At 54.9% G+C, this 11,660-nt stretch carries 13 protein-coding genes and 1 riboswitch; of the genes, 9 read left to right on the top strand and 4 right to left on the bottom strand.

The window, feature by feature from the left end; genetic code table 11:
• Nucleotides 1-194: 194 nt before the first annotated feature.
• Complete coding sequence (locus K5905_RS15335; RefSeq protein ID WP_297585476.1) at nucleotides 195-875, bottom strand: energy-coupling factor ABC transporter permease; 681 nt, start codon at nucleotides 873-875, stop codon at nucleotides 195-197.
• Between the two features lie 53 nt (nucleotides 876-928).
• Nucleotides 929-1,146: riboswitch (cobalamin riboswitch) on the bottom strand.
• A 420-nt stretch (nucleotides 1,147-1,566) separates the two neighbouring features.
• Here K5905_RS15335 and K5905_RS15330 point away from each other — a divergent pair.
• The 5 genes from K5905_RS15330 (at nucleotide 1,567) to K5905_RS15310 (ending at nucleotide 5,599) form a co-directional block, all read left to right on the top strand.
• Nucleotides 1,567-1,800, top strand: a complete 234-nt coding sequence (locus K5905_RS15330; protein ID WP_297585475.1) for a hypothetical protein — start codon at nucleotides 1,567-1,569, stop codon at nucleotides 1,798-1,800.
• 381 nt (nucleotides 1,801-2,181) lie between these two features.
• On the top strand, nucleotides 2,182-3,399 hold the full coding sequence (locus K5905_RS15325; RefSeq protein ID WP_297585474.1) for an NADP-dependent isocitrate dehydrogenase: 1,218 nt from the start codon (nucleotides 2,182-2,184) through the stop codon (nucleotides 3,397-3,399).
• Between the two features lie 153 nt (nucleotides 3,400-3,552).
• The gene (locus K5905_RS15320; protein ID WP_297585472.1) at nucleotides 3,553-4,161 is read left to right on the top strand and encodes an ABC transporter ATP-binding protein; all 609 of its coding nucleotides are present in this window, start codon (nucleotides 3,553-3,555) and stop codon (nucleotides 4,159-4,161) included.
• Nucleotides 4,158-4,964, top strand: a complete 807-nt coding sequence (locus K5905_RS15315) for an ABC transporter permease (RefSeq protein WP_297585470.1) — start codon at nucleotides 4,158-4,160, stop codon at nucleotides 4,962-4,964. Before K5905_RS15320 ends, K5905_RS15315 begins: the two co-directional genes overlap by 4 nt.
• Nucleotides 4,961-5,599, top strand: coding sequence for a glutathione S-transferase family protein (locus K5905_RS15310; RefSeq protein WP_297585468.1), 639 nt, complete (start codon nucleotides 4,961-4,963; stop codon nucleotides 5,597-5,599). The genes K5905_RS15315 and K5905_RS15310 overlap by 4 nt, the downstream gene beginning before the upstream one ends.
• Before the next feature lie 33 nt (nucleotides 5,600-5,632).
• Here K5905_RS15310 and K5905_RS15305 read toward each other — a convergent pair whose 3' ends face one another.
• Nucleotides 5,633-6,328: an aspartate/glutamate racemase family protein gene (locus K5905_RS15305; RefSeq protein ID WP_297585466.1), complete on the bottom strand. Its 696-nt coding sequence runs from the start codon at nucleotides 6,326-6,328 to the stop codon at nucleotides 5,633-5,635.
• Nucleotides 6,329-6,379: 51 nt separating this feature from the next.
• On the opposite strand from K5905_RS15305, the gene K5905_RS15300 reads away from it, so the two are divergent.
• On the top strand, nucleotides 6,380-6,853 hold the full coding sequence (locus K5905_RS15300; RefSeq protein ID WP_297585464.1) for a hypothetical protein: 474 nt from the start codon (nucleotides 6,380-6,382) through the stop codon (nucleotides 6,851-6,853).
• Between the two features lie 41 nt (nucleotides 6,854-6,894).
• A complete protein-coding gene (locus tag K5905_RS15295; protein ID WP_297585463.1) occupies nucleotides 6,895-7,356 on the top strand; it encodes a cupin domain-containing protein in 462 nt (153 codons plus the stop codon).
• An 18-nt stretch (nucleotides 7,357-7,374) separates the two neighbouring features.
• Here the strand turns inward: K5905_RS15295 and K5905_RS15290 are convergent, their stop codons facing one another.
• Nucleotides 7,375-8,661, bottom strand: a complete 1,287-nt coding sequence (locus K5905_RS15290; protein WP_297585462.1) for a cyclic nucleotide-gated ion channel — start codon at nucleotides 8,659-8,661, stop codon at nucleotides 7,375-7,377.
• A gap of 206 nt (nucleotides 8,662-8,867) precedes the next feature.
• Here K5905_RS15290 and K5905_RS15285 point away from each other — a divergent pair, with 206 nt between their 5' ends.
• Nucleotides 8,868-8,993, top strand: a complete 126-nt coding sequence (locus K5905_RS15285) for a hypothetical protein (protein ID WP_297585461.1) — start codon at nucleotides 8,868-8,870, stop codon at nucleotides 8,991-8,993.
• Nucleotides 8,994-9,241: 248 nt separating this feature from the next.
• Nucleotides 9,242-10,201: a glycerophosphodiester phosphodiesterase family protein gene (locus K5905_RS15280; RefSeq protein WP_297585478.1), complete on the top strand. Its 960-nt coding sequence runs from the start codon at nucleotides 9,242-9,244 to the stop codon at nucleotides 10,199-10,201.
• 71 nt (nucleotides 10,202-10,272) lie between these two features.
• On the opposite strand, the gene K5905_RS15275 is transcribed toward K5905_RS15280, so the two are convergent.
• The coding region (locus K5905_RS15275) for an alanine--tRNA ligase-related protein (protein WP_297585460.1) at nucleotides 10,273-11,660 on the bottom strand (1,388 nt) is incomplete at its 5' end.

The following is an 11,660-nucleotide window of genomic DNA, read 5'->3' as shown; positions in this document are numbered from 1 at the left end:
CAACAAGATCTGAATAACTTAAAGTTTAGATGACAAATGGCCCCCTCTTTAAATTGCGCTTGTTGCCTCGAAGCTCGAAGCAGTTGCGGTTTTCGACCGCTGCTCAATTTATCAAGGTCCCGCAGACGGAAGCTGGACAAACAAAAAGGGCGGCCCGGAAGCCGCCCTTTTCTCGATCAAGTTTCCTGAAAAAATCAGGCAGCAGCCTCATGCAGGCGGCTTTCAAAAGCCATCGTTCTGGTGAAGGGAGCAAGCGACTTTGCACCTGCCAGAACGGCAAGATCCAGAAGCGGTTCAGCAACAACAACCAGCATGTAGGCGGCACCGAAGGAGCCGACGGAAGCAAGGTTTTCAGCACCAAAGCCCTGGCCATAGAAAGCCCAGAAAGCAACCCAGGCAACAATGCCGCCCTGGTAAGCGGTGGAAAGAGCCAAAGCCTGCTTGTAGGAAACATCTACATAGGCGGTCTTTTCCGGGATGATCTTTCTAGCCAGCAGACTGACACCCCAAAGCGGAACGATCAGCGTGGTCAGGTTGATGCCGAATTGCGGCAGATCGAACGGTGCGAACAGGAAGCCCTGCAGAGCCAGTCCTGCGGCAAGGCCGACGGCAGCCGGCCCAGCTCCAAATATCAGGAACAGCGTTGCTCCGAGAATGAAGTGTACCTCGGAAACGCCAACCGGATAATGCGGCAGTGCCTCAAAAAACGCGAAGACGAGAAGCGTGGTAATGACGGAGCGAACAGCAAGACTGACAACACTGCTGGAGCGAACCGTATCCAGAGCCAGTTTGCCCAAAAGCCCAAATGAAACAGCCGCTGTGCCGTAGCTGAGCACCATTTTCGCGGGATCCACGATGCCGGGTTCAATATGCATTTTTTTCTCCTTTGCGCACCCTCCGTGCGCGGACAGGTTTCAATATCCGGCTTTGAAAAAGCCAATTGGATGGCAGGTTTCCTGGCTCGCGGGTCTCAGCTCCGCCCGCCTTCCCGGTCTCTGACAAGACCAGTGGCATCTAAGGCATCGCTCACCGCACACAGTTGCGGGGGCAGCCACGGATTTGGTCCCTACTGGGTACGCCTCACCGTGTTCCCATTTCATCCGCTTCCTCGACTGATTTGGCGGAACCATCGCAACGAGAAACCTGCTGATTTTCACAAAAACTGCAAGCACATTTTCGCCGCTATGCGCCTGATTGCGACATCGGAGGTTTTGGCGGTGGCAAGACACACTCACACAGCCGATGTGCCATACGCGAATTGGTCGCTCTCCGCTGAATGCCTGATGCTAAAAAAGACCTTGCAATCTCTCCACTTTGTTTCGGTGCACGCTCAGTTGCAGTCGGTTGCAAAGACTGACAAGGAACTTACTTCCACGAGAAGAAATCTAAATTCTTAATGATTTAGGAGTGAGTTTTTCCGTTATGAATCAAATACTCAACCACCCACGTAACAGTTCCAAGTTTTATTAAAACTTTAAATATTTAGGGTATTCACGAGCATTACTTGCACAGAATAATATTTACAGTAAAATTTAGTACCACAGCAACAATTCGAGAGAATTCGCAATGCCTTATACGAAACTAGGAGCGTTAATTGCTGGAATTGTATTCATCTTAGGCTGTATGCAGATCGCTGTAGCCTTTGCCGTTTCGACCGGCCTGATGGTAGAGCCAAGCCCCGGCCTTTTTCTTGGAAACTCGACAACAGGCGATGCAATCGACAGCGGTATCTTGAAAATTCTTGCAGCCGTTGCTTTTGGGATCATCACCGAAATCAGCCAGTCGGTTGCCAAGCAGTAAGAACTGACCAAAAGGTCGACACGCCTTTCGCATATCAAGTTCATTGAGATGAGGAAACGGTGCTTCCTGGCTTTCAAACAAGCCGACGAAAAATGCGGTCTGCATCCTGAGCTTTGCCTCGCGCCTTTCAAGATACCGCGAGGCATCAGGAACAGCCGACGGCCCTTTGCGCCCTTTAAAAGCCCGCTCCCCTCCGAACCTCGCTGCCCGGCATCGGTTGGGGCTATGGCTCACAGACTCTCCCGAAATCTTTCAGCCAAGTTCCTCTTGCCTCGCTGTGACGAATTGTATACAAGCGCACACAATAGATTTCCGGTACAACTCTTTCCGTGAAATTTCCTTCCCAGCTTCCGTATTTACTTTCGCAAGGCAGATTGCACCATGGCAAAGATCAAAGTCGACAATCCTGTTGTTGAACTCGACGGCGATGAGATGACCCGTATCATCTGGCAGTTCATCAAGGACAAGCTGATCCACCCCTATCTCGATATTGATCTTCTCTACTATGACTTGTCGATCCAGAAGCGCGACGAGACCGACGACCAGATCACTGTCGACGCCGCCAACGCCATCAAGGAGCATGGTGTCGGCATCAAATGCGCAACGATCACACCGGACGAAGCGCGGGTTGAAGAGTTTGGCCTGAAGCGTATGTATCGGTCTCCGAACGGAACAATCCGCAACATACTGGGTGGGGTCATTTTCCGCGAACCGATCATCATGCAGAACGTGCCGCGACTGGTGCCGGGCTGGACACAACCGATTATCGTCGGCCGTCATGCCTTTGGTGATCAGTACCGCGCCACCGATTTTACATTTCCCGGCAAGGGCAAGCTGACAATCAAGTTTGTTGGTGAGGACGGTACGGTGATCGAGCGCGACGTCTATGATGCACCGTCCGCTGGTGTCGCCATGGCCATGTACAATCTGGACGATTCCATCCGTGATTTCGCCCGCGCGTCCATGAACTATGCCCTGCAGCGTAAGGTGCCCTGCTATCTTTCAACCAAGAATACGATCCTCAAAGCCTATGACGGCCGTTTCAAGGACCTGTTCCAGGAGATCTATGATGCGGAGTTCAAGAGCAAATTCGCCGATGCCGGAATCTGGTACGAACATCGCCTGATCGACGATATGGTTGCCTCTGCCCTGAAATGGTCTGGTGGTTACGTCTGGGCTTGCAAGAACTACGATGGCGACGTTCAGTCCGACACGGTTGCCCAGGGCTTCGGCTCGCTTGGTCTGATGACGTCTGTTTTGATGACACCTGACGGCAAGACCGTTGAAGCCGAAGCTGCCCATGGCACCGTCACCCGCCACTATCGCCAGCACCAGAAGGGTGAAAGCACGTCCACCAACTCCATTGCGTCAATCTTCGCCTGGACCCGTGGCCTGGCGCATCGGGCAAAGCTCGACGGCAATGACAAGCTGGCCCGCTTTGCCAAGACCCTGGAAAACGTCTGCATCAACACGGTGGAATCCGGCTATATGACGAAAGATCTCGCCTTGTTGGTCGGTCCGGATCAGGGTTGGCTGACAACCACCGGGTTCCTCGACAAGATTGACGAGAACCTGCAAAAGGCGATGGCAGACCTTTAGTCACTTCGGCAATTGCCAAAGGAAAACGCTCCGGGTTCACTCCGGGGCGTTTTTTGTGCCGATTGTGTCAACACCGGTCGATGAGCAATTCATCTTGCTCCCGTTTCCGAAGTTGCTCTAGTCTCCGTTTCGTCGGGGATAAGGAGAACGAAGGTGCTGACGGTAACACGGCTGAAGACGTCCCTGATCGGCCCGATCGACCTCTCGCTGGAACCCGGCAGCTGTACCACCGTTTCCGGGCCATCGGGCGCCGGTAAATCCCTGTTTTTACGTGCAATCACCGACCTTGACGAAAGCGCGGGAACTGTGTCGCTGAACGGCAGGACCAAAGATGATTACCCTGCCCCTTTGTGGAGGAAGAAAATCGCTTATGTACCTGCCGAAAGCGGCTGGTGGGCCGAAAAGGTGCGTGATCACTTTGTCGACTCCCCGGATCTGCCTGCTCTCCTTGCCTCGGTCGGTCTTCAGGAAGCCCTCTCTTGGGAGGTTTCACGGCTCTCAACTGGCGAACGCCAACGTCTGGCTCTGGTTCGCGCGTTGCAACTCGATCCACAAGTCCTGCTGCTGGATGAGCCGACATCCGCACTTGATCCGGCATCGGTAGCGCAAGTGGAAGCACTTTTGAAAACCAGGGTTGCATCCGGCAACGCAATTCTGCTCGTGACACATGATCCCGAACAACCCGCACGCCTCAACGCCATTCCTCGTCGGATGGTTTCAGGCAGATTGTTACAAGACCAACACCAAAGGGCAGCACAGTGACCGGTTACCAGGTGCTCTCCTATTGGGATATTCTTGCAGCCTCCGTGTTCCTGATTTTGAACGCGGTCTTTTCGATTTCGCTCAACCTGGGACTGACACGATCGTTGATCGTCTCGGCCTTGCGCATGACAGTTCAGCTGCTTCTGGTTGGCTTGATACTGAAAGCAATTTTCTTTGCAGGTTCACTTCTTTGGACACTGCTCGCGGCTGCCGTGATGGTCGCCTTTGCCGGTCGGGAAGTCTGGGCACGGCAGAACAGGCGCCTGAAGGGTCTTTGGGGCCCCGGACTTGGCACAGCGGCTATGCTGATCGCGGGTGGTCTGATTACGCTTTACGGTCTCGCCGGACCGATCCGTCCGGATCCCGTTTGGTCGCCGCAATACGCATTGCCGCTTTTCGGCATGGTCCTGGGCAACACCATGACGGGTGTCAGCCTGGGCCTCGACACTCTGCACACGGCCCTTGCAAAAGGCCGGCGCGAAGTGGAGGCACAGCTTTTGCTTGGCCGGACCCGATGGGAAGCAACACGCCCTGCAGCCCGCCAGGCGTTGCGCTCCGGCTTCACCCCGATTATCAACTCCATGGCAGCGACCGGCGTTGTTTCCCTGCCCGGCATGATGACTGGCCAGATCCTCTCCGGAGTCGACCCTCAGCAAGCGGTGAAGTATCAGCTCCTGATCATGTTCCTGTTAGGTGGCTCCACGGGTCTCGGTGTGCTCGGTGCAACTTTTTGCAGCTTGTGGCGATTGACAGATACGAGGCACCGATTGCGGCTGGATCGTTTGAGCGGAGAAACGACATGATTGAACTGTTTGGCGCAGATTATTCGGTCTATGTGCGCTCGGTCCGATTGGCATTGCTTGAAAAAGGCGTGGACTACAGGCTTGTTCCCATAGATGTATTTGCACTTGGCGGTCCACCGGAAGAGCATCTGGAGAGACACCCATTCGGCAAGATACCGGCTTTCAGACACGATGATTTCTCGCTCTATGAAACCGTTGCAATCCTGCGCTACATCGACGAAGCATTTGCAGGTCTCTCCCTCCAGCCGGAGACACCCAAGCTACGCGCCCGCATGACACAAATTCTGTCGGTGCTCAACACCTATGCCTATCGCACCCTGGTCTGGGACATCTATGTTGAGCGGGTGGTGAAACCCGGGGAAGACGGGTCTGCCGACGAGGTTAAAATTGCCTCCGCCCTTGGTGAGGCCCGCAAGATCATTGCAGCCTTGGAAGCGCTGACGATGTCGGGTCCATTCCTGATAGGAGACCAGCTGACGTTGGCTGATTGCCATGCGGCTCCGATGCTCAACCTGTTTGCTGCATCCGAAGAAGGGACAATGCTGCTGGAGGCAGCACCCCGTCTTTCGAATTGGCTGACGGACTTCAGAACCCGGGAGAGTTTTCTCGCGACACAACCGGTCGGAACTGCGTAGCGCCACTCTCCATACCCTGACTTTCAACAAGCGTTAGTCACCAAGCGCAAAATCAAGGGCTGCCGCCGCGTGCAACGCTGAAGTATCAAAGGTTGGGACATCGAAGTCCTCAGCCTTCACCAGAAGACCAATCTCGGTGCAACCGAATATGACGCCATCTGCACCCTTTTGGACTTCACGTTGAACCACTTCCAGATAGGTTTCCTTGGAATCTGCCCAGACTTCTCCTCGACAAAGTTCTTCATAAATAATCCGATGCACCTCGGCCCGATCGTCATCCCCCGGAACGCGAACTTCAATGCCGTGCCTGTTCTTCAGGTGCCCCTTATAAAAATCCTGATCCATGGTGTAACCGGTGGCAAGCAACACAGGGGCGCGGCACCCCGCAGCCTTGATTGCAGGCGCTGTCGCATCCGCGATGTGAAGAAGCGGTATGTTCACCGCAGCTTGAACCTCTTCAGCCATCTTGTGCATGGTATTGGCACAGATCAGCAAACATTCCGCCCCGCCACGCTCCACACCGCGGGCAGCGTCAACCATCATCTCCGTTGCCCTGTCCCAGTCGCCGGCGGCCTGGGCAGCTGCAATCGCGGCAAAGTCGAAAGACCAAAGCAGGCATTTGGCCGAGTGCAAACCGCCAAGCCTTTCACGGCTCATGCGGTTGAGCAGCTGATAGTAGACGGCCGTGCTTTCCCAGCTCATACCTCCGAGCAGTCCAATGGTTTTCATGGTAGCCTCTCGTCGACCGTTTCAGGACAACCATCAACACGGAGGGTTGCCATGCTTGAATCCTTTTCTGAAGAAAAGTCTATAACGCCCTGTCTTTGTCGTCTTAAAATCATTGTTCTCGGTACAATTCTGCTCCTGTCCACTGCAATTGCCGCACTGTCTCAATCCGTTTACGAACCAGCCCGTGGGACAACCGAGAGAAAAGCCATCCTCAACGCGGTTCGGCCCCTGGTAGAGGCCCGAGTCGGACCACCGGTCGAATTCGTCGTTGGCTGGATGCGCGCCGGCAATGGCTGGGCCTTTGTTCAGCTCGACCCGCAGCGCCCGGGCGGCGGCGTGATTGATCCTGGGCAAACCGTTTACGCCAGCCAGATGGACTATATGGACGGCCTGGCAACCTATGCCCTGCTCCGTTACCAGTATGACCGCTGGAACCTGATCGATTTCGTCGTCGGTCCGACCGATGTTTTCTGGTCCGGAGATCCGCTTTACAGCCAGGTACCGCCTGGATTGACGCCATATTGAACTCGACTTAACGAGATCGGTTGAGCAACAGGTTCGAACCAATGAATACAACTGAAACATCAGCGCAAAGCCCGTCGGCGGGATACTGGCATCTGTGGTGCGACACAGAAGGTGTCACTCATCAAAGTCACTGCCGGTTTGATCATCTCGACCTGAAAACCTTCGCACCGCCCGCAAAGGATCTGTGGGTCAAGCAGCTGGCTGCGAACCCGGAAGACATAACCATCCTGATACTGCAGCCAGGAACGCTCGACTGGCACAGAAACCCACAACCCCAATGGATCGTTCCGCTTTCAGGCAGCTGGTTTGTCGAAAGCATGGATGGAACCCGTGTGGAGATGGGCCCAGGTCAGCTGTCATTCGGGGAGGATCAGCTTGCCAAACCAGACGCGAGCGGCCAAGTGGGACATTTATCCGGTGTGATCGGCAAGGAGCCCAGTGTTCTGATGGTTGTTCAAATCAAGGACGCGCCACGGATTGGAGCAGCCTGCCAGGTCGACTGAAGGCAAGGGCCTGAACGCCTACTTGGCCGGATCCTTTTCCGGGGTAAGACCGTCTTTGAAGGACAATTCAGGTTCTTCCCTGGCATCTTCAGCCGACGCGTAAACCCCGGCTTGCTGGAGTTCTTCTTCCGCAATCTCTCCAAGAACCTTCTTGCCCGCAGCAACACGCTCGCGAGCCTCCGCCATGATCTTCTTGGCCAGCGTTTCGTCCCTGTCCATCAGTTGCTGCAAGGCATCGGCCTCCAGCACCAGAAGCTGGCAATCGCGATAGGCGAGAACGTTGGCCGTTCGTTTCGTTTGATTGATCAGGGCGAGCTCTCCAAAAAAGTTGCCCTCCCCGAGATAAATCGTATCGTGCTGCAGCTTGATCTCCACTTCGCCGTTGGAGATGAAATACATGCGGTCCGCAACATCACCGACGGCAGCTATTGTCCCGCCCTTGCGTACGCTTTGTGCCTGCAGCAGCTTTGCCACCTCGGCGATTTCGGTTGCTTTCAGGTCTTCAAACAGGGGAACACGTGCGACCATAGACCAGGTCACCACAAAATCCCGACTGTGAATTTCACGTGCAAAAGCGGATGCGATGATGCCAACCGGAAGCGCGATCAAGCCGTACCCCATCAGCATGACGATGCTGCCAACCATTTTACCAAGATTGCTGACCGGCACGACGTCCCCGTAGCCAACAGTGGTAACAGTGGTAATCGCCCAATAGATACCGTGCAGAATGCTTCGGAATTTCTCGGGCTGAACATTATGCTCGATCAGATACATCAGCGTTGCAGCCAGCAGGATCACTCCAAGAATGATCATGCTGGATCCGATCAAGGCCTTTCGCTCGGCAGCAATCGCAGAAATCAGTGAGCGCAAGGCCGGTGAATACCTGGCAAGTTTCAGGAACCGCAGCAACCGGAGTATGACGACAACCGTGAACGCTTGATTGGGCAGGAACAATACGAAGATCAGCGGAAGGGCTCCGATAAGGTCGACGATCGCATCCGGCTGAATGGCATAACGCACCCGCGACCAGAAAGGGCCGTATCGGCGCAACGGCGGATGCATGTCGGCCACATAGAGGCGCAAAACATATTCGATCAGGAATATGAAGCCGCTTCCAAGCTGCAGAAACCGCAGATGATGTCCGAACGTGGTGCGGACCACAGGCACGGTTTCAAAAACCGCCAAGACTATGTTGAGGAGAATAAGAGACACCAGGACTTGGCGCAGGGTGCGCGCCGCCACTCTTCGTTTTCCCGTGTCTTCGAGCACTTCATATAGTGCCCGCTTGAAATCCTGGCCGTGCACGCCGCACTCCGTTTTTCGAAACCCGGCCTGAACCCCGACCGTATCTTCTTGAATAACCTTACAATAGTTAAATTCAAAACCAACCAAAGGACAGCTTCACGCTTCGCGCGCGAAGCTGTGAGCGCCAGTTGCAGGAACGTGATTGGGCAAAAATGTCGCAGGCCCCATCTCTAAGAGTGCAAGCCACACACTTCGAGGAGGGAAACATGACTATCGACACGGATAAAGTCCGAGCAGCCGAAACAACGCCTCATCACGTTGTTCTGAAAATGTTGGTCGCGTCAACGGTTCTTGCCGCAGCGGCATTGGCGATCACCGCCGTTCTGCATTAGTCTCGATCCAGCAGTCACAATGAAAAAGGCGTGCCTCATGGCACGCTTTTTCATTTTCTGGTCAAACCGATTCTCTCCATCAACGGTATCAAGCCTTCAAGATTTTGCCTTGATTGGCCACGCAGGCCTTTGCGGAATGCTTGCAAAAGCCGCAATAACCTCGGCTTTCTCCAAGTCACAGGACAGCCACAGTTAGCCTGCAAGTCTAGGTAGTTCCCCAAGAGACAGAATTACCGCAAATCGACATGATAAGAAAAATTGCCTTCGGCCTCATTCTGCTGGGCCTCGCTCTCTATCTCGTCAACGCTTCCTGGCTGGCGTCTCCCAGTGGAGACGGTGAATACACAATCATTTCTCATCGCGGGGTGCACCAGACCTATGACCGAAGCGATCTGAAACGCGACACTTGTACAGCTTCCCTGATTCATCCACCTGAACATTCCATGCTGGAAAACACGATTCCGTCCATGGAGGCGGCATTTGCTGCGGGCGCAACAGTTGTCGAAATTGACATTCACCCGACAACAGACGGTCGTTTCGCGGTTTTTCACGACTGGACAGTGGACTGCAGAACCAATGGAACCGGAGTCACGCGGGACCACAGTCTGACAGAGCTCAAGGCACTTGACATCGGGTATGGCTACACTGCTGATGAGGGCAAAACCTTTCCGTTCCGCGGTAAGGCCAGAGAGACCGTGCCGTCCCTGGAAGAAGTTTTTAAGACATTCCCGGACGGTCAGTTTCTGATCAACTTCAAAAGCAATGATGTCACCGAAGCCGATCGTCTCCACGCTCTTTTAGAAGATCACCCGAGTTGGCGACCACGTGTCTGGGGTGTTTATGGCGGTGCAGCGCCAACTCAGCAGATGGAAAAACTGGTTCCGGGCATGCGTGGCTTTACCACGGCAGATACAAAAAACTGCGTCAAGGCTTATGTGGCGCTTGGCTGGTCCGGTTATGTGCCTGAAAGCTGCCGGCACATGCAAGTTCTTGTACCGTCCAACTACGCAAAGTGGCTCTGGGGCTGGCCGAACCGGTTTTTGAAAAGAATGGCCGATCATGACACTGAGGTTGTTCTCGCCGGCCCTCCCAAAGGCACAGGTGGTCTCGATACGCTTGAGCAGCTTGAGTTCATACCCGACGGTTTCTCAGGGTATATCTGGACCAACAAGATTGAAACGACAGGGCCGGCACTCGGCAAGAATTGAGATTTCAAAGCAAAGGGCGGGACACTGGCGTCCCGCCCTCTCCAGTTCAACGTTCTGATCTTTAACCGCCTCTAGAGACCCGTCAGATGGTTTTCGATGGCCGCGATAGCGCCGTCGGCCTTGCTACCATCCGGGCCGCCGGCTTGAGCCATGTCCGGGCGTCCGCCACCACCCCGCCCACCAAGGGCTTCCGATCCGATCCGAACCAGATCGACCGCGCTGACTTTGTCTGTCAGATCCTTGGTAACGGCGGTCACGATGGCCGCCTTGCCGTCATCGGCGACATTGATCAGCACAATCACGCCAGATCCCAATTGCGCCTTGGCGTCATCAGCCATGCCTTTCAGGTCTTTCGGATTGATCCCTTCCACGGTTCTGGCCATCAGCTTGAAGGCACCGGCGTCTTTAACCGGAGCCCCCCCGTCGCTTCCACCGCCGCCCATGGCCAGTTTCTTCTTCGCGTCCGCCAGTTCCTTTTCCAGGCGACGGCGTTCTTCTACCAGCTGGGCAACCCGCGCCGGAACATCGTCCGCACCGATTTTCAACATTCCGGCAATCTCCCGCATGCGCTTGTCCTGCGCATCCAGATAAGTTCTGGCCTCGGCTCCCGTGAGAGCCTCGATGCGGCGCACGCCGGCGGCAACTGCCCCTTCTGAGACCAGCGTAACCAGACCGATATCACCAGTTCGCCGGACATGGGTACCACCGCAAAGTTCCAGGGAATAAGGCTTTCCTTCACTCGGTCCATGAAGCGCTGTGCCCATGGAAACCACGCGAACCTCTTCACCGTATTTTTCGCCAAACAGTGCCATTGCACCGGCCTCAATGGCATCATCCACAGCCATCAATCGGGTTTCTACAGGCGCGTTTTGCAGAACGATTTCGTTGGCAAAGGTTTCAACCGTGGCCAGTTCTTCATCACTCATCGGCTTGGGATGCGAAAAGTCGAAGCGCAGACGCTCCGGCGATACCAACGACCCTTTCTGCGCAACATGCGTACCCAGCACTTCCCGCAGTGCTTCGTGCACCAGATGGGTTGCGGAGTGGTTGGAGCGAACCGAACTCCGCCGGGCATGATCAACCTGCAATTCAAGCGCAAGCCCCGGAACCAATTCCCCTTCCTCTACAGTGACGCTGTGCACAAACAGACCGTCGGCCTTCTTCTGCGTGTTGGTCACGAGGATTTTCACATCGGTCCCGATCATGACACCTGTATCGCCAACCTGACCACCGCTTTCACCGTAAAACGGTGTCTGATTCAGGATCACGTAGCCGCTTTCTCCAGACGCCAGCTTGTCGATTTCCTTGTCGTCCGAGGCCAGCGCCTCAACCACACCTTCCGCTGTTTCCGTTTCGTAGCCCAGGAAGTCGGTTGCGCCGTGTTTTTCCTTCAGGGCAAACCAGACAGCTTCCGTTGCAGCGCCGCCGGATCCGGACCAGGCTGCACGAGCTTCCGCTT

This window comes from Roseibium sp. (genome assembly GCF_025698965.1).
Classification (GTDB): Bacteria; Pseudomonadota; Alphaproteobacteria; order Rhizobiales; family Stappiaceae; genus Roseibium.
Note: the sequence above shows the minus strand (reverse complement) of the source record. Positions and strands in the feature narration are given on the sequence as shown.